The organism is Streptomyces sp. NPDC059816 (assembly GCF_042732055.1).
Taxonomy (GTDB): Bacteria; Actinomycetota; Actinomycetes; order Streptomycetales; family Streptomycetaceae; genus Streptomyces.
This window is the reverse complement of record NZ_JBHWIQ010000034.1, coordinates 38,207-55,786: the sequence shown is the minus strand read 5'-3', so window position 1 is coordinate 55,786 and position 17,580 is coordinate 38,207. Positions and strand designations below refer to the sequence as shown.

At 72.3% G+C, this 17,580-nt stretch carries 16 protein-coding genes and 1 pseudogene; 9 read left to right on the top strand and 8 right to left on the bottom strand.

Going from position 1 to position 17,580, the window contains the following annotated elements:
- Positions 1 to 24: 24 nt before the first annotated feature.
- The 5 genes and pseudogenes from ACFV88_RS32025 to ACFV88_RS32005 all read left to right on the top strand — a co-directional run.
- Positions 25 to 1,068: an iron-siderophore ABC transporter substrate-binding protein gene (locus ACFV88_RS32025; protein WP_385495604.1), complete on the top strand. Its 1,044-nt coding sequence runs from the start codon at positions 25 to 27 to the stop codon at positions 1,066 to 1,068.
- Between the two features lie 12 nt (positions 1,069 to 1,080).
- Positions 1,081 to 2,115 (top strand): FecCD family ABC transporter permease, encoded by a 1,035-nt coding sequence (locus tag ACFV88_RS32020; protein ID WP_385495603.1) that lies wholly within the window; start codon positions 1,081 to 1,083, stop codon positions 2,113 to 2,115.
- 106 nt (positions 2,116 to 2,221) lie between these two features.
- On the top strand, positions 2,222 to 3,307 hold the full coding sequence (locus ACFV88_RS32015; protein ID WP_385495602.1) for a FecCD family ABC transporter permease: 1,086 nt from the start codon (positions 2,222 to 2,224) through the stop codon (positions 3,305 to 3,307).
- Positions 3,304 to 4,140 (top strand): ABC transporter ATP-binding protein, encoded by an 837-nt coding sequence (locus ACFV88_RS32010; RefSeq protein ID WP_385495601.1) that lies wholly within the window; start codon positions 3,304 to 3,306, stop codon positions 4,138 to 4,140. The genes ACFV88_RS32015 and ACFV88_RS32010 overlap by 4 nt, the downstream gene beginning before the upstream one ends.
- 121 nt (positions 4,141 to 4,261) lie before the next feature.
- Positions 4,262 to 4,810, top strand: a pseudogene (locus tag ACFV88_RS32005) (GNAT family N-acetyltransferase); the annotation flags it as partial.
- A gap of 135 nt (positions 4,811 to 4,945) precedes the next feature.
- Here the strand turns inward: ACFV88_RS32005 and ACFV88_RS32000 are convergent.
- The gene (locus tag ACFV88_RS32000) at positions 4,946 to 7,225 is read right to left on the bottom strand and encodes a chitinase C-terminal domain-containing protein (RefSeq protein ID WP_385495631.1); all 2,280 of its coding nucleotides are present in this window, start codon (positions 7,223 to 7,225) and stop codon (positions 4,946 to 4,948) included.
- 628 nt (positions 7,226 to 7,853) lie between these two features.
- Between ACFV88_RS32000 and ACFV88_RS31995 the strand changes: the two genes are divergently transcribed.
- Positions 7,854 to 9,155, top strand: a complete 1,302-nt coding sequence (locus tag ACFV88_RS31995) for an MFS transporter (protein ID WP_385495600.1) — start codon at positions 7,854 to 7,856, stop codon at positions 9,153 to 9,155.
- 53 nt (positions 9,156 to 9,208) lie between these two features.
- Entirely contained in the window at positions 9,209 to 9,724 is a 516-nt protein-coding gene (locus ACFV88_RS31990) for a GNAT family N-acetyltransferase (protein ID WP_385495599.1), read from the top strand.
- A gap of 83 nt (positions 9,725 to 9,807) precedes the next feature.
- Here ACFV88_RS31990 and ACFV88_RS31985 read toward each other — a convergent pair whose 3' ends face one another.
- Positions 9,808 to 10,287, bottom strand: coding sequence for a DUF3995 domain-containing protein (locus tag ACFV88_RS31985; RefSeq protein WP_385495598.1), 480 nt, complete (start codon positions 10,285 to 10,287; stop codon positions 9,808 to 9,810).
- Positions 10,288 to 10,430: 143 nt separating this feature from the next.
- Complete coding sequence (locus ACFV88_RS31980) at positions 10,431 to 10,976, bottom strand: GNAT family N-acetyltransferase (protein WP_385495597.1); 546 nt, start codon at positions 10,974 to 10,976, stop codon at positions 10,431 to 10,433.
- A 137-nt stretch (positions 10,977 to 11,113) separates the two neighbouring features.
- Here ACFV88_RS31980 and ACFV88_RS31975 point away from each other — a divergent pair, with 137 nt between their 5' ends.
- Positions 11,114 to 12,655 (top strand): serine/threonine-protein kinase, encoded by a 1,542-nt coding sequence (locus tag ACFV88_RS31975; RefSeq protein ID WP_385495596.1) that lies wholly within the window; start codon positions 11,114 to 11,116, stop codon positions 12,653 to 12,655.
- 42 nt (positions 12,656 to 12,697) lie between these two features.
- Here ACFV88_RS31975 and ACFV88_RS31970 read toward each other — a convergent pair whose 3' ends face one another.
- Positions 12,698 to 13,258 carry a MarR family winged helix-turn-helix transcriptional regulator gene (locus tag ACFV88_RS31970; RefSeq protein WP_385495630.1) on the bottom strand — a complete coding sequence of 187 codons (561 nt, stop codon included), beginning with the start codon at positions 13,256 to 13,258 and terminating at the stop codon, positions 12,698 to 12,700.
- 133 nt (positions 13,259 to 13,391) lie between these two features.
- Here ACFV88_RS31970 and ACFV88_RS31965 point away from each other — a divergent pair, with 133 nt between their 5' ends.
- Positions 13,392 to 14,117: an SDR family NAD(P)-dependent oxidoreductase gene (locus tag ACFV88_RS31965; protein ID WP_385495595.1), complete on the top strand. Its 726-nt coding sequence runs from the start codon at positions 13,392 to 13,394 to the stop codon at positions 14,115 to 14,117.
- Positions 14,118 to 14,128: 11 nt separating this feature from the next.
- Here ACFV88_RS31965 and ACFV88_RS31960 read toward each other — a convergent pair whose 3' ends face one another.
- The 4 genes from ACFV88_RS31960 to ACFV88_RS31945 form a co-directional block, all read right to left on the bottom strand.
- Positions 14,129 to 14,599 (bottom strand): FxLYD domain-containing protein, encoded by a 471-nt coding sequence (locus tag ACFV88_RS31960; protein WP_385495594.1) that lies wholly within the window; start codon positions 14,597 to 14,599, stop codon positions 14,129 to 14,131.
- A gap of 161 nt (positions 14,600 to 14,760) precedes the next feature.
- Complete coding sequence (locus ACFV88_RS31955) at positions 14,761 to 15,717, bottom strand: GNAT family N-acetyltransferase (protein ID WP_385495593.1); 957 nt, start codon at positions 15,715 to 15,717, stop codon at positions 14,761 to 14,763.
- A complete protein-coding gene (locus ACFV88_RS31950) occupies positions 15,714 to 16,565 on the bottom strand; it encodes an SDR family NAD(P)-dependent oxidoreductase (RefSeq protein WP_385495592.1) in 852 nt (283 codons plus the stop codon). Before ACFV88_RS31950 ends, ACFV88_RS31955 begins: the two co-directional genes overlap by 4 nt.
- Before the next feature lie 147 nt (positions 16,566 to 16,712).
- Positions 16,713 to 17,558, bottom strand: coding sequence for an amidohydrolase family protein (locus ACFV88_RS31945; protein ID WP_385495591.1), 846 nt, complete (start codon positions 17,556 to 17,558; stop codon positions 16,713 to 16,715).
- Between the last annotated feature and the right edge of the window lie 22 nt (positions 17,559 to 17,580).

The following is a 17,580-nucleotide window of genomic DNA, read 5'->3' as shown; positions in this document are numbered from 1 at the left end:
GGCCATCCGACAAGAGGAACCCTCATGCTCTTCACCTCCACCCGTCCGGGCCTGCGGGCGCTCGCCGTCGTCCCGGCCGCCGCCCTCGTCCTCGTCCTCACGGGCTGCTCCGCCGAGGAGGAGGACAAGAAGTCCTCCGGCGGGGCCGAGAGCAAGGGCGCCTTCCCGATCAGCATCAAGAACGCGCTGGGCACCGCCAAGATCACGGAGCAGCCCAAGCGGGTCGTCACCCTCGGGCACGGCTCGACGGAGACCGCCATCGCGTTGGGCCACACGCCGGTCGGCATGGAGCGCTACGAGTGGGGCAGCGACAAGACCGGTTACATGCCGTGGATCCACGAGGCGGTGACGAAGAAGGGCGACGAGCTCCCCAAGCAGTTCACCGGTGGCGAGAACCTGGACATCGAGGCCATCGCGGAGCTGAAGCCCGACGTCATCCTGGCGCCCTGGTCGGGTGTGACGCAGAAGCAGTACGACGTGCTCACGGACATCGCACCGACGGTCGCCTACCCCGGCAAGGCGTGGAGCACCAACTGGGACCAGCAGATCGAGATCGTCTCCAAGGCGCTCGGCAAGCCGGAGCAGAGCAAGGTCCTCGTCAAGGAGATCGAGAAGACGTTCGCGGACGCCGCCGCGAGCCGTCCCGAGTACAAGAAGCACACCTTCTCGTACATCTACAACACCGGCCCCGGCACGCTCGGGGTGTTCCGCACCGAGGAGCAGCGCGTCGCCGTGGTGTCCTCGCTCGGTCTGAAGGCCGACCCGGTCGCGGACACCTTCAAGGAGGTCGAGGGCACCGACTCCTCGCTGATCGGCCTGGAGAACGGCAACAAGCTCGCCAAGAGCGATCTGATCTTCACGTTCTACTCGGACGAGAAGAACCGCAAGGAGATCGAGTCGCAGAAGCTGTACAAGGCGATCCCCGCGATCGAGAAGGGCGCGGTCGTCGCGGGTGCCGAGAACCCCTTCGTCACCGCCTCCTCGATGATCAACCCGCTGACCGTGCCGTGGAGCATCGAGCGGTACCTGCCGCTGATCGACAAGGCCATCGAGAAGTCCGGCAAGTAGGACCGACGACGGATGACGATCCCGGTGAGCCCGCCCGCGCGCAGGACCGCTTCGCGCGCGGGCGTTCCACGGCTGGTGCTCTGTCTGGTGGGGGCCGCGCTGCTGTTGGTGGCGGCGGCCCTCGCCAGTGTGATGTTCGGCAGCATGAGTACCAGCGCGGGCGACGTCCTCGACGTGCTGTCCGGTGACGCCGACGCGCATCTGACGACCGTCGTCGAGAGCCGCTACCCACGCACGCTGCTCGGCGTCCTCGCCGGGGCGTGCCTCGCGGTGTGCGGAACGCTGATGCAGGGCATCACCCGCAATCCGCTGGCGGAGCCGGGACTGCTCGGCGTCAACACCGGTGCGGCGGCGGGCGTGGTCACCGCCACGGCGTTCCTCGGCGCCACGGGTTCCTCGTCCGCGATGTGGTGGGCACTGCCCGGTGCCCTGGTGGCCGGCGCCCTGGTCCACCTGATCGGTTTCAGTGGGGCCTCCTCCAGTCCGGTGCGGCTGGTGCTCGCCGGCGCGGTGCTGACGGCGGTGCTGATGGCCTACATCCAGGCCGTCACGCTGAGCCGTCCGCAGACGTTCGACAACTACCGCTACTGGGTCGTCGGGGCCCTCGGCGGGCGGGACTTCGACGTGCTGTGGTCCGTGTTGCCGTTCGCCGCGACGGGGTTGCTGATCGCCGTCCTGGTCGCGCCCGCGCTCAACGCCCTGGCGCTGGGCGACGAGTCGGCGACCTCGCTGGGGGCGAACCCGGCGGTGACCCGGGCCCTCGGCTGGGGCGCGGCCGTGCTGCTCGCCGCCGCGGCGACCGCGGCGGCCGGCCCGATCGCCTTCGTGGGGCTCGCCGTGCCGCACGTGGTGCGCGGCCTCGTCGGACCGGACCACCGCTGGCAGATCGCGCTGGCCGCGCTGGTGGGGCCGGTGCTGCTGTTGGCCGCGGACGTCATCGGCCGGGTGCTGTTGCGGCCGCAGGAACTGATGGTCGGCGTCGTCACCGCCTTCGTGGGCGCGCCCGCGTTGCTGATCACGTTGCGTCGGATGAAGCACTCGCTGTGAGCGGGACCGCAGGAAGGGCGCACGTGCCGCACGCGTGCACGGTGCCGGGACCGCGGGGCACGGCGCAGGTCGCCGGGCTCCGCACACAGCCGATGAGGGGTGGACGATGAAGACCCGTACCGTGCCGGACCCGGGCTCCCCCACGGAGCCCGTGGCCCCCTCGCGCCCACCGGCGCGGCTGAGGCTCGGGCGGGTGGTGGCCCTGCCCGTGGACGGCCGGGCGCTGTTGGTCTCGGCCGGTCTGCTGGTGCTGCTCGCGGTGGCGTCCGCGGCCACCCTCACCCTGGGGCGGCTGGGCATCGCGCTGGCGGACCTGCCGTCGGCGGTCACCGGTGGCGCCGAGGGCATGGACAAGCTGATCGTCAACCGGCTCCGCGGCCCGCGTCTGGTGACCGGCATCGGGGCGGGCGCGGCGTTCGCCGTGGCGGGCGCGCTGTTCCAGTCCGTGACGCGCAACCCGTTGGGGAGCCCCGATGTGATCGGGTTGAGCGGCGGTGCCGGCGCGGGAGCCGCACTGGTGGCCCTGCTCGCGCCGGGGTTCCCGGTGTCGGTGGGCGCGTTGGTGGGTGCCGTGGGCGCGATGGGCGTGGTGTACGCGGCGACCGGGACGGGCTTTCGTGACCCGGGCCGGCTCGTGGTGGCCGGCATCGGCGTGGCCGCACTGGCGGCGGCGGTGACCCAGTACGTGGTGTACGCGGTGGAGCGCGACCAGGCGACGGTGCTCACCTCGTACCTCAACGGCAGTCTCGCCACCCGGAGCTGGACCGACGTCAGCACCATCTGGACGCTGCTGCTGGTCGCCGTGCCGTTGACGCTGTTGCTCTCCCGCGGGTTGACGATCGGCGAGATGGGCGACGAGTTGTCCACCGCCCTCGGCACCGACCCGCAGCGCACCCGCACCGCCGCCGTGGTGCTGTCCACCGCGCTGGCAGCGGGCGCGGTGACCGTCGCCGGCCCCATCGCGTTCATCGCGTTGACCGCCCCGCAGATCGCGCGCAGGCTGGCGCCCGCTCCCGGCCCCCGGATCATGGTGTCCGCCGTGACCGGAGCGGTGCTGCTGGTCCTGGCCGATCTGGCGGCCCAGCACATGCCGCTCACCGACGACCTGCCCGTCGGCATCTACACGATGGGCATCGGCGGCATCTACCTCGGCTACCTGCTCATCCGCGAATGGAAGAAGGGCACCCTGTGACCTCGAAGCCCGATGTGTCCGCCGCCGAACGGGACCGGTCCGCCGCCGGGTTGTCCGCCCGGGACATCACGCTCTCGTACGACGGGCGGCCCGTCGTCCGCGGGGTCAGCGTGGACCTGCCGACGGACGGCCTGACCGCGATCATCGGACCCAACGGTTCCGGGAAGTCCACCTTGTTGAAGGCGTTCGCCCGGGTCCTCAAGCCGGCCTCCGGGACGCTCACCCTCGGCGGGACGGACATCCACTCCCTGCGCGGCAAGCAGTTCGCCCGGCAGGTGGCCCTGTTGCCGCAGAACCCGCAGACACCGGCCGGGATCACGGTACGGGCCCTCGTCCAGCGAGGGCGTCACCCGCACCACACGCTGCTGCGCCAGTGGACGCCCGACGACGACCGGCACATCGAGGGGGCGCTGCGCCACACGGGGCTGACCGAGCTGGCGGACACGCCCGCTTCGGCGTTGTCCGGCGGCCAGCGGCAGCGGGCGTGGATCGCGATGATCCTGGCCCAGGACACCCGGCACGTCCTGCTGGACGAACCCACCACGTACCTGGACGTGGCGCACCAGTACGACCTGCTCGAACTCTGCGCCCAGCTGCACCGACGGGGCAGGGCGATCACGGCGGTGCTGCACGACCTCAACCAGGCGGCGCACTACGCGACGCACCTCATCGTGCTCCAGGAGGGTGCGGTGGTGGCGCAGGGCGCCCCCGTCGAGACCCTGACGGCGGACCTGGTGGCGGAGGTCTTCGGGCTGACGTGCGACGTCATCCCCCACCCCCAGACCGGTGCCCCGCACCTGATCCCGCGTCCGCAGCGGCGCACGGACGACTAGCGCCGGCCGATCGGCACGACCTACGCTTCCGTGGTCGAGGACGCCGCGCATCCGGAGCAACGGAGGTCTTGCTGCGGCCGGAACCGGCAGCAGCAGCCCCACGGCGCGGGAGCGGGCGCCCGGCTACGTCTTCCTCCCGGAACACCGGGGCCGGGGCGTCGGATCAGCCCTGCTCCACTGGGCCGAGCGCCGTATCCACCGGCTCGTGCAGCAGCACGGAACCGTCCGGGCGGCCGTGATCGGCGCGAACGCCACGACCTCCGAGGAGGAGTCGACGGCTCTGTTGCTCGCCAACGGCTACCAGCGCGTCTTCACCCGACGGTGGACGTTCGAGAGCTTCCTCGCCACAGCCGATCCGACCTGTTGGTGGGCCGTTTGGGACGGGGAGCAGCCGGCCGGGGTCGTGCTGTGCTCCACCCGTCGGCACGGCCCCACGGTGGGCGAGGTCGAAGAACTGAGCGTCCGGGCACAGTCACGACGTCGGGGACTCGGTCGGGCGTTGCTGCTGGACGGGTTGCGCTGTCTGCGCCGGCACGGAGCCGGGACGGCCCGGTTGTCGACCGGCGCGGCGAATGCGCACAGGTCCTACGACCTCTACCGGAGTGTGGGGTTCCGGCCCCGGAACGAGTACGTCCGTTACCGCAAGCCGATCGCCGTGGCCTCCGGTTAGGCACCCCGGGGCGTCGGGGTCGTCGGCGAAGCCGATCAGGTGACGAGCCGGGTCGGCCGCACCGCGAAGACCCGGCGGCGCGGGATGAGCCCGCGCCGCCGGGTCCGGTCAGCGAATGGTCAGTCGGAGGTCAGATCAGCAGGGACCGAGGTCCTGCCACACGCCCCACTCACCGGTGGTGCCGGGCTCGTCGCCCTTCGTCCACCACTTGGACTTCCACTGCTTGCCCTTGTGGCTCACCGTCTGGCCACCGCCGTACTCGCCACCGGCGCTCCACGGGGGAGCGGTGCAGGTGCCACCGGAGGTGGTGCCCGACGTCGTGCCGGACGTCGTACCGGAGGTGGTGCCGGACGTCGTGCCCGACGTCGTGCCGTTGGTGCCGCCGGACGTGCCGCCACCGGGCTCGACGACCGTGGTGCCGCGGGCCAGCTCACCGGCGAGACCGTAGGTCTTGCCGGCGATGGTGACCGTCCAGTTGGACGGCGTGGAGACGGGCAGGTAGTACGTGAAGTCCATCTCCATCGAGGCTCCCGGCGCGATGGACTGCCAGGCCGGGATCTTCATGGAGACCCGGTGGAAGTCACCCTTGAGGCCACCGACGTTCGGACCCGTGTGGTCGCTGCGGATGATCGACGCGTTGAATCCGGACTGGTCCTTGGCGTTGTTCGGCGCCGAGGTCGCGTAGTCGAACTGGAACTCCGTGCCGCCCGGGAGGGTCGCCGCGGTGTTGTTGGTGATCTTCAGCTTGGGGCTGATGGGGTAGTTCTGGTCGCCGAGCTTGAACCCGCCGAAGTCCACGTCCACCTTGACGGCCTCGGTGGGCATCGCGATGTTCGACTTCTTGGCGCCGTAGGCCTTGGCGGCCTTGAACTTGTTGTAGAGCAGGGTGGTCAGCGTGCTGCCGGGCTCGTACTGGTTCTTGGTGGCGTTCCAGTCGTAGTCGCCGGCCAGCTCCCAGATCATCGTGCCGCCGAGGCCCTTGTCGACCACGTAGTCGGCCTTCGTTCCGATGGACTGCTCGTCCTCGGTGGAGATGAAGACCTTCTTCTCGGCGTTCCACAGCCACGGCGCGACGAGCGTCGAGTCGTACTTGCGGGCGTACTGGCCCTGGAGCTTGGTGTCCGGCGCGAGCCCGAACTTGGGCAGGTAGTCCGGGACGATGCCCTTCTCCAGGTTCTTGGCGTGCCACATCGGGTTGAACCCGGCGGGGGACTCCTTGCCGTTGGTGTCCTTGTCGTGCCAGATGTTGTCGACGCCGACGGCGCCCTCACCGCACTTGGTCAGACCGGAACCGGGCGGGCAGGAGGTGGCAGCAGCCTTGCCCCACAGTCCGTCGGTGCCGCCCTGCACGTTCTTCCAGCCGCGGGTGTAGTAGGGCAGACCGATGTTGATCCGGCCGGCCGGCATCGAGCCGCGGAAGTAGTGGTACGCCCAGTCGGTGTTGAGGTAGCCGATCCCGCCGTACTGGGCGGTGCCGTAGATGTTGGCGCCGGCCAGCTCGGAGTCCTTGCCGTCGTCGTACAGGGCGGCCTGGGGACCGACGTGCTCGTTCCAGGTGCCGTGCAGGTCGTACGACATGATGTTCAGGTAGTCCAGGTACTTCTGGACCTGGAAGGTCTCCATGCCGCGCAGCAGGTAACCGGAGGACGGGGCCGCCACGGTCAGCAGGTAGTGCTTGCCGTCCGCCGCGCCCGCGCGGTCGAGCTTCTCGCGCAGGACCTTCATGAGGACGGCGTAGCCCTTCATGAGCCCGGCGCGCCGGGCGTTGGCCTCGGGCCAGTCGCTCGGGTTGCCCGCGTCCTTCATCGAGGTCGGGTACTCGTAGTCGATGTCGACGCCGTTGAACCCGTACTTCTTGATGAAGTCGACGGCCGAGTCGGCGAAGGTGTTGATCCCCGCCTCGTTGACCGAACCGTCGGCGTTGGTGGCCGTCTTGTAGAAGCCGCCCGTGTCGGTCCAACCACCGACGGAGATCAGCGTCTTCACATCGGGGTGCAGCTTCTTGTACTTGTTCAGCAGGTTGAAGTGACCCTTGTAAGGCAGCGCCGGGTCCATCTCGGCACCGGCGACGCCCGGCCAGGTCATCCCCGTGTTGGCGTTCTCCGGCCCATCGGCGCCCACGCTGATCTTGTTGGCGGAATCGATGCTCGCGAAGGCGTAGTTGATGTGGGTGATCTTGTCCCACGGAATCTGGTTGGCGAGGAAGGCGGGCCTGCCGTCCTTGCCGGTACGCCAGTTGGCGAAGTAGCCGATGATGCGGCGCTGGTGGTCCGCGCCCATCTTCTCGCGGCCCTCGGTGTCGTACACCGAGCAGTAGGGGACGTCTACGCCGGGCGTCGAGTAAAGCCCCTCGGGGCGACAGTTCTCCTGGGAGGCGGCCTGCGAGACACCGGAAGTGAGGGTTCCGGCCAGCATGGCGCCGATCGCGACCGCACCGGCGGCGAACAACGCCGGTTTGGCCCGCTTGGAAGACAGCACGTTCAGATCCTCCTGGTGGGGGTCCGCGACGACAGGAGTCGCGGTTCGTGCGCAAGACGCGTCTGGGGTTGACGCGTTGACCCCGTGACTGGATGTCAGGGAGCCGAAGAGAAACGGAGGGAGTGCGCCGGTGGAAGCTGGGGTGACGCAGTGGCCAGACCTTAAGAGGACTAGACCAGGGGGGTCAATAGGTCTGGACCTTTACGATGGTTTTGCTCAGAGCACGTACCGGCCGGACATCGGAAGGGACCGGCCCCGAGCCCACGGCACCGCACTCCCCTCTCGTCACGACACGGGACGGTTTGACCCCCGCGACGATAGTCCGACCGGGTGGAAACCGGGCCCCACCTGAGAGAAGTCTCATCGCCGTGCGCACCCGCCCGGTGGCGGGCGCCGAACGACCGGGCCGCCGGACCGTCAGGGCCACCCGAGGACGCGCAAGTCCGCAGCCCGGGGCGTCTTTGGCGCCTCGGGCCGACGCGCACTAGGTTGCCTCTTCGGGCCCGGTGAGGGCAAGCCTCCCGTTCCCCGTCGTTACGGTGCCGCCGTCGGTGCAGGGAGACCCGTGAAGCTCAGCACCACACTGCTCGACGTGACCCCGTTGCGGAGCAACGCGCCGTTCCGGCGACTGTGGATCGGGCGCACGCTGTCCGGGCTGGGCGGTCAGATGAGCCTGGTCGCCGTGATGTTCCAGGTGTGGCAGGAGACGGAGAGCCCCGTCTGGTCGGGAGCGGTCGGTCTGGCCCAAGCACTCCCCCTCATCGTCCTCGGACTCTTCGCCGGGGCGGTCGTCGACCGCGTGGACCGCCGGAGGTTCTCCCTCCTCATGACCGCGGGGCAGGTGGCGTGCTCGCTGCTGCTCGCCCTCCAGGGGTTCCTCGCCCCCCTGCCGCCCGCCGGGCTGCTCGTGCTCGTCGCGGTCCAGTCCTGCTTCGTGGCCGGCAACGGCCCGGCGACCCGCTCCTTCCTCCCCCTGTTGCTGCCCCCGCACCAACTGGCCGCGGGGCTCGCGCTGAGCCGCATCGCCTTCCAGGGAGCCCTCCTGCTGGGCCCCGCGCTGGGCGGAGTGGTCGCGGGGACGCTCGGAGTGGGCGCCTGCTACACGATCGACGCACTGAGCTTCACGGCCGCGCTCTACGCCGTGTTCCGGCTGCCGCGGATGGAGCCGGGTGGCGCGGGAGCCCGCCCCGGGGTGCACGGCGTGCTGGACGGGTTGGCCTTCCTCGCCCGGACACCCGTGATCCGCGGCGCCCTGCTCACCGACCTCGCCGCCACCCTGCTGGCGATGCCCGTCAGCCTCTTCCCCCTGGCCAACGCGGAACACTTCGGCGGCGATCCGAGCACCCTCGGTCTCTTCCTCACCGCCCTGGCCGTCGGTGGGGTCGCCGCCTCCCTGCTGTCCGGCGCCTTCACCGGTCTCCCCCGGCCCGGTGTCGTCATGCTGGTCTCGTCCGCCGTCTGGGGGGTGGCGCTCGCGCTGTTCGGGGCGGCGTCCGACCCCTGGGTGGGGCTGGCCTTCCTCGTCCTGGCCGGAGCCGCCGACACGGTGTCCGTGGTGGCCCGCGGGACGGTGGTCCAGTCGCACACCCCGACGGAGTTGCTCGGCCGGGTCGCCGCCGCCGAGCAGATCGTCGGCCAGGCCGGACCCGACCTCGGCAATCTACGCGCCGGGCTCGTCGCCGATGCCACCTCGGGAGCGACGGCCCTGGTCAGCGGTGGTCTGCTCTGTCTCGGTGCGGTCGTCGCAGTGGGCGTCACCACGCCGGAGCTGCGCGGGCCCCGGCGGGTGCGGTCCCGTCCAGCGGCGACCCCCGGCGGTTCCCCGGCTCTCCCCGCGGCGAAGGAGGCACCGACCCCGCAGGAGTGAGACCATGCGCTCGAACCCCACCCGTACGCCCGAGTGAGAGTGGACCGCACCCCATGAACGCACACTCCACCTGGACCACCCGCGTCGAGACCGAAGCGGACGTCACCGCCGTTCGGGGGATCAACCTCGCGGCCTTCGACACCCCGGCGGAAGCTGACCTCGTGGACGCGCTGCGGCTCGACCCGGCATGGATCGACGGACTGTCGCTGGTGGCGGTCGACGCCGACGGTGACCCGGTCGGGTACGCCCTGCTGACCCGCTGCCACATCGCGGCGGTGCCCGCCCTGTGCCTGGCCCCGGTGGCGGTGCGTCCCTCCCACCAACGGACCGGGGCCGGTTCCGCCGTGGTCCGCGCCGTACTGGCCGCCGCGGCGCAGCGGGGCGAGCACTTCGTCGTGGTCCTCGGGCATCCCGAGTACTACCCGAGGTTCGGCTTCGCACGCGCCTCGGCCCACGGGATCGGCATCCCGCTCGACGTCCCCGACGACGCCTTGATGGCGCTCGCCCTCGATCCGGAACACCCGTTGCCCGGCGGGACGGTACGGTACGCGGCGCCCTTCGGGATCTAGGGACGAGCAGCCCCGCCGGCCCGGTTCGAAGGAACGCCCCGGAGCCGGGCCGGCCAACCGTTCGTCCCACCGGGCGGGCGCCGCTACCGGGCCCGCCCCGCCCGTCCGGACGCCCGTGCCGCCAGACCGAAGGCCAGTCCGCCGATCAGGAACCAGGGGTTCCACAGCAGGAGCGTCCACAGCCGCTGCTCCGGGCCCACGTCCAACTGCCGGCCCCCGGCGTCGGTCAGCAACACCACCTCGACCACGACGCCGCGTACCAGGAGCACCACGCAGACGCACCAGCCGAGGGCCTTGACCACGCGCCCCGCGGGGCCGCCGGGCGGCGGCCCCGCGAGCAACAGTCCCAGCGCCCCGGCGACGAGGCACAGCAGTCCCACTCCCCACAGGCCCACCAGCACGAACCACCAGGGGCGTTCCTCGGCGAGGGGACCCGCCGAGACGCTCAGGCCCCAGCCGCCGCCCAGCGCCCAGAAGAAGTGGAGTGCGGCGAAGACGAGCGCCCAGGCGCACGCGAGGCGTCCCCACGTCCCGGACGTCGTCCTGCCCAGCTGTTGATGCATGTCGGGGAGCATGCCATCGCCCTGACGCGCTGCGCCGGCCGTGTGCGGGATTCAGCCAACCCGAGCGCCGGCCGGTCCTCGTACGCACCCGCACTCGGACCGGGACCGGGACGGGGACGGGGACGGGGACCGCGTCCGGGGCCTCACGCGGACGGCCCGGCGCCGACCGGACGCCACAACACGGCGCGCGGCCAGCGGTCCAGGCCGTGCGCAGCCTCCCGCTGCCGGATCTCCCGCAAGCCCGGGGTCAGTTCGTCCTCGTCGAGGACCCGGAAGCCGATCCGGACGTAGTAGGGCGCGTTCCAGGGGACCTCGGTGAAGCTGGTCAGGGTCAACCCCGCGGCGCCGACGGCACCCGCACGGGCCGCCGCGTGGTCGAGCAGCGTCCGGCCGACGCCCCTGCGTGCCGCCTCCGGGTGCACGGACACCTGCTCGACGTGGAGGTCGCCGTCGACCGGCTCGGCGAGGAGGTAGGCCACGACCGTCCCCGTTCCGCGGGAGACCGCGACCCAACAGGCGTCCAGGGCGACGAAGCGGGCGAGTTCGTCCAACGACGGCGGATCGTCCTCGGCGATCTCGGGCATCCCGATGTCCGCGAAGGCGCGCCCGGCGGCCCGCTCGACCTCCTGGAGACGGGGCAGTTCTTCGGTGCGGACCGAACGGACGACGAAGGCGGCGCGTGGGGACATGGCCTGATCATCCGGGGTGCGGGGTGGTCGGGCGAGCCCGGGTGTCCCATCGCCCACGGCAGCCCGTGCCGGTTAGCGGAGCGCCCGCGGCCCCTCTACCCTGGCCCAGGGACCATCGGCGGCGCGGAGGGGGAACGTTGGGCGCGCCCGGCGACATCATCGACGGACGGTTCGAGCTGCTTGAACGACTGGGCAGCGGGGGCATGGGCACCGTGTGGCGGGCCCGGGACGCGGTGCTCGGCCGTGAGGTGGCGCTCAAGGAGATGAGGGCGTCCCATCCGGGACTCTCCGACCGGGACCGCGAAGTGTTGCGCGAGCGCGTCCTGCGGGAGGCCCGCGCCCTGGGGCGCATCCACCACCCCCATGTGGTGACGATCCACCAGGTCGTGCAGTCGCCTCCGGACCCCGACACGGGCGAGGTGCCGCAGCCCTGGCTGGTGATGGAGCTGCTGCCCGGCCGCACCCTGGACGACCGGACGGCCGAGTCGCCGCTCGACCCGGTGGCGACCGCCCGGCTCGGCCGCCAGGTGCTGTCCGCGCTGTGCGCCGCGCACGCGGCCGGGGTCCACCACCGGGACGTCAAGCCGGCCAACATCATGCTGCGCGAGGACGGTTCGGCGGTCCTCACCGACTTCGGCATCGCCACGCTGCGGGACGCGGGAACGCTGACCGTCACCGGACAGCTGATCGGCTCGCCCGAGTACATGGCCCCCGAGCGGGTCCGGGGCTCCGACGACGACCCCGCCTCCGACCTGTGGTCCCTGGGCCTGGTCCTGTACGTGGCCGTGCAAGGGGTGAGCCCGCTGCGCCGGACCACGACCTTCGGGACGTTGACCGCCGTCCTGGAGGACTCGGTGCCACCGGCAGCACGCTCCGGGCCGCTGGCCCCGGTGCTGTCCGCGCTGTTGGTGCGCGAGCCGCGCGAGCGGCCCGATCCCGCCCAGCTGGACGCACTGCTCGCCGCGGTGGAGAACGGCCGGACACCGCAGTGGACCGGGGCCACCGTGACGGCGCCCGGTCCCTCCGCGCCGGGTCAGGGGGCTGCGGAGCCGCGCGCCGGGGCGGATCCGGCCGCAGCGGGCCGGTCCCGCGCGGCGCTCGTGGTGGCCGTGGTCGCCGTCGTCGTGGCGGTGATCACGACCACCGCGCTGTTCCTGGCCCTCAGCGAGGGCGGCGGTGACGGACCGCGGGCGACGGGGGACCGCGCACGTCCGGCAGTCGGGGCCGCGGCCTCGCCCTCCCGTCCTCCTTCGGGGCCGCCCTCGGCCGGGGCTTCCGCGTCGGGCGTCCCGGGGCGGACCGACCCGTCGCGAAGCGCGGCCGCCCCGCCGGACGCCGGGCCGGCCGGTACCTGGATCGCCCAGCTCGCGTCCGTCGAGAGGTCACTCGGCAACACGGCCCGCGAGCAGCAGGCGGCGGCGCTGCGGGCCCGGGGGCTGTCCGGTGTCCGGGTGCTGTCCAGCGACCGGTTCGCCGCCCTGCGCCCCGGGTACTGGGTGTTCTACTTGCCGGACTTCGCGACCGGGCGGGCGGCGGTGGAGTACTGCCGGAGCAAGGGGCTGGTGACCCGGAACGCCTGCGTGGGACGGTACGTGAGCGACGATGCCGCGGACTTCGTCTTCCAGTGTTATCCGACGGTGCGGGGCGTGCAGCCCGGCAGCCGTTGCACCCGCGACTGACCGGACCGCAGCAACCACCCGGCGGGCGGGTCGGGCGGCGGGTCAGTCCAGTCCGACCTGGCTGATCCGGTCGTCGCCGAGGTCCCGCTGCACCGTGCGGAGCAGGGCACCGAGCAGCTGCGCCAGTTGTTCCTGCTGGGCCGTGGTGAGGCCGCCGACGAGTTCCGCCTCGCGGTGCAGCACATGGCCGACGGTCGCTTCGACGACCCGGTGACCGGCTTCGGTCAGGGTGACGTCGACGGTCCGGGGTCGGCCGGCCCCGGACCGCCGGGTGACCAGTCCCTCGCGTTCCGCGCGGGCCACCCGCTGGGAGACGGCTCCGGCGGTGACCAGGGAGCGACGGGCCAGTTCGCGGGTGCTCAGGGTGTAGGGCAGGCCGCCCCGGCGCAGGACGCTGAGCAGGTCGAGCGTGGCAGCGTCCACCTCGGCGCGGGCGAGGATCCGGCGGCGGTCGTCCCCGAACAGCTTGGCGAGCTGCCACACCGGGGTGACGATCCCGATCGGCGCGACCGGCACGCCGGGCAGTTCGCGGGCCCAGGCGGCGGAGATCTCCTCGACGGTGGCGGCGCCCCGGCCCCGCTCCGCGGCTCCGTTCGGGGGCACGTCCCGGTCCGCATGGTCTGCGGTCCCCTGCGCGTCCCGTTCGGCTCCGGTGCCCTCGCTTGCCACAGCACCCCTCCCCCATCTTATATTTAGACCTGAATTTAGACCTGAACGAACAGTGGAAGGACAGCATATGGCACGCACCGTCCTGGTCACCGGCGGTGGCACGGGCATCGGACGAGCGATCGCCCGGCAGTTCGCCGCCCTGGGGGACGACGTGGTCGTCACCGGTCGCCGTACGGGGCCGATCCGTGCACTGGCCGAGGAGACCGGCGCACGGGCCCTGGTCTGCGACCACACCGACCCCGCGGCGGTCGAACACCTGGTGGGCCTGCTCCCCGGCACCGGCACCGTTGACGTACTGGTCAACAATGCCGGCGGCAACACCGACTTCGACGCGGACGGCGCCGGCGGGCTCGCCGCGTACGCCCGTGACTTCCGGGCCAATCTGGACGCCAACCTCGTCAGCGCCGCGCTGACCACGAAGGCCCTGGAGGAGCGGCTCGTCGCAGGCGGCAGCGTCATCCAGATCGGGTCGATCGCAGCGGGTCAGGGCGCCGGCTCCTACGGGGCGGCCAAGGCCGGACTCATCGCCTGGAACCTCGACCTGGCGAAGGCGCTGGGCCGGCGGGGCGTCACCGCCAATGTCGTCGCACCGGGTTACGTCGCCACCACCGAGTTCTTCCGCGACCGCCTCACCGGGGAACGTCAGGACGCTCTGGTCGCCGCGACGTCCACCGGCCGGGCGGGGACTCCCAAGGACATCGCCGGCGCGGTGCTCTTCCTCGCCTCGACCGCCGCGCGGCACGTCACCGGGCAGGTGCTCCAGGTGAACGGAGGTGCGTACACCCCGCTGTGAGCCGCGGTCGGTCAGTAGCGCAGGGCCCGGTCGACCTTGGTGCGGATGGTTCCGGACAGCTGGTGGGTGCTCCGCGCCACCGCCTTCTTGGTCCCTGCGGCGGGCACGTCGGACACGGTCACGGCGACGGCGTCGACGAGGTTCCCGGCGGAGTCCTGGAACGTGACCTGGACGACGAAGGACTTGGTGCTGTCGGCGGTGTTGTGGGCGGTGACCTCGACCGTGGTGCGGCCGTCCCCGTCGGTGGCCTGGCCGGAGAGCTTCACCTCGTCCCGGGCGTCGACGCCGTCGGTGACCTCGTCGATCTTCCGTTCGGCCGCTGCGGAGGCCGAGGCAGCGGCCTCGGCGGCCTGGGAGGCGAGGCCGGCTCCCGCGGAGGCCGCGGCGGAGGCCGCCTTGGAGACCGTGCCCGACGGCGAACCACCGCTGTCGGAGCAACCGGTGCCGGTGGCGGCGAGTCCCGCCACCAGAGCGACGCTCACCACTCCCCGTCCGAAGTGCCCGTTCACCTGCCGCCTCCCGTGCCGTGATCGCTCCCCGCCCTCGGCCAGTCAAGGAGCCGTCGGGGCGATCCGCACCTCCGGGCCCGCCGAACGGGTGGGCGGAGCGCGCGTCGCGGGGTGCGTTCGGCCGAGCGGCCCGATCAGAAGGAGTCGCCGTACCAGTGGACCGCACCGGGTGCGGTGAGGGTGCGCCCGACGCGGTCCGGGGCCTGCGTCAGCGGGCGGGCCATGCCGGTGGGGTCCACTGCCTCGACGGCGGTGCCGGCGGCGATCAGGAGCGGCGCGGCCCGCCGGGACGCGGCGCACGGGGGCGGGAAGAGCCGGACCCTGGTGCGCCCGGCGGTCCGGGCCCGGAGCGCGAGTTCCGCGTACAGGTCGGTGAGCACGTCCGGCTCTGCGGGTTCGCGTGCCGTCTCCAGGACGTCCACGCGATCCGGGCCCACCGGACGGGCGACGAGCCAACCGCTCGGCGGGCCGCCCCGACGGCGCTCGGCCAGCAGCGACCAGCAGTCCGGCCCGTACCAGGCGGGTACCCGTACCCGCCAGTCGTCGGCGTCACGGACGGCGCTCAACGGCCGGGCCGCGTTGTGGGCCGACTGGAGTCGGATCACCGCCGGGGCGTCGGCGGGGAGCGCGGAGCGCACCCGGTACCGCCCGGTGCCCTCGCGGTTTCGCCCGTTCCGTGCCGGGAGTGCGCCCTCGGTGCGGGGGCGGTGGAACTCCCGCCAGCCGGAGCCCCGGTAGACCCCCGGCGTGCCGGTGAACAGCAGGGACCAGGCGCAGCCCTCCGCCGCCATGGTGTCGACCGCACGGGCCAGCAGTTCCCCGACCAGTCCCCGTCCCCGGGCCTCGGGACGGGTGGCGACGGAGCCGATGCCTCCGACGCGTTGGGCTGTGCCGGTCGCGTCGCGCAGGGTGCGGGGAACGTACACGACGACCGCGTCGAGGGTGCCGTCGGTGCGTGCGGCGACGAAGGTGCGGTGGTGGCGGCCCGGGTCGAGGGCGTGCAGCGCGGGGAGGTGGCGGGCGGTGGGGAAGCAGACGGCCCACAGGGCGTGCAGGGCCGCCCCGTCGCCGGGGCGAGCGGTGCGGATCACGGGCGGACGTCCTCGGAGCGGGCACCGCCCGGGGGGAGGGCGCTGCGGTAGGGCGGCATGAAGCGGGTGCGGGGCATCTGGTCGGCGAGGACGCCGCCGTCCACGACGAGCCGGCTTCCGGTGAGGTAGGCACCCGCGTCGGAGGCGAGCAGGAGGAGCGCGCCGACGCATTCGTCGGGGTCGGCGTAACGACCGAGGGGGATGCGTTCGCGGTACGCGGACTCGAACGCTTCCCGGTCGAACGGGAACTCCCCGTCGATGGGGGTGTCGACCATGCCGGGGGCGAGCGTGTTGGCGGTGATGCCGTGCGGGGCGAGTTCCACGGCGAGGGTCTCGGTGAGGAGTTGGGCGGCGGCCTTGGAGGCGTTGTAGTGGGCGAGCCCGGCCTCGGCGACCAGCGCGTTCTTGGAGGTGACGGTGATGATGCGGCCCCTGACGCCGTCCGCGATCATGTGCTCGGCGATCCGCTGGGACAGGAAGAACACGGCGTCGACGTTGACCCGCATGATCTGCTGCCAGGATGCGGGGGTGATGGTGTTGAAGCGTTCGAGGGCGGCGGTTCCCGCGTTGTTGACGAGGACGTCCGGGGTGCGGTCGAGGTCGGTGCGGATGCGGTCGGCGAGCGTGGCCAGTTCCTCGGTGCGGGCGAGGTCCTGGGCGTAGGTGTGGGTACGGCGGCCGAGGGCCTGGACCGCCGCCTCGGTCTCCGCGAGGCCCGGGGCGCCCGGGAGGTCGACCAGGACGAGGTCGGCGCCCGCTTCGGCGAGTCCGACGGCGAAGGCGCGGCCCAGGCCCCGGGCGGCCCCGGTGACCAGGGCGGTGCGGCCCGCGAGGCTGAATCGGTGCATGGGTTCGTTCCTCGGTGGGAAGCGGGGCACCCGGACGGGAGTCCGGGCGGGCCCGGGGGGCGCGGAGTGCGCACTCCCCCCGGGCGTTCGCGCGGTCGGTTCCCGGCGGGTGCGTGACGGGTACGCGATGGGGAGCCGGGGCCGCGGTCAGTCGGTGAGGCCGAGCAGGGGCAGCGCATCGCGGTGGATCAGTTTCTCCACCTCGTCCTTGTCGAGGGGCGGCAGGCCGGGGATGCCGGGGACGTCCGCCACGGCCCGGAGCCCGGCGACGGAGTCGTCCACGGTGGTGAACGGGTAGTCGCTGCCGAACAGCAGCTTGTCCCAGACCCCGTAGTCCTGGACGAGCCGCAGGCTGTGCCAGAGCTGGAAGGGGCGGTAGTGCAGCGCGCTGACGTCCGCGTAGACGTGCGGGTGCTTGCGGATGACCGCGATGCACTCGCCTTCGAAGGGGTGGCCGAGGTGGGCGAGGACCATGCGGAGTTCGGGGTGGCGGATGGCGACCGCGTCGAGGTGGCGCGGCATCGCGTACTCCAGCGGCGCCGCCGACACGAAGGTGGTCCCCGTGTGGACGAGCAGCGGCAGTGCGTGCCGCTGCGCATAGGTGTAGAGCTCGTCGTACGCCGGGTCGGCGGGGTCGAACCCGGCGTACATCGGCATGAGTTTGATGCCGCGCAGTCCGAGTTCCTGGTGCCCGTACCGGAGTTCGTCCTGCCATCCGGGTTGGGTGGGGTCGATCGAGAGGTAGCCGATGAGTCGGTCGGGGTGGGCGGCGGTGTAGGCGGCGACGGCCGCGTCGTCCACCCAGAGGCCGCTGCGGCGGGCCTTGCCGCCGACGACGACGGTGCGGGTGTCCTCGGGGGCGGTGGCGGCGTACTCCTCCCAGTCGACCGTCAGGTCCACCTCGCCGGCGTGCGCCCGGGCGGAGTCGGAGGCGAACGGGTCGCCGATGTCGTGGTGGTGCCGGAACAGGTGGGAGTGGACGTCGGTGATCATGACGGCCGCCTCCGCGTCGACG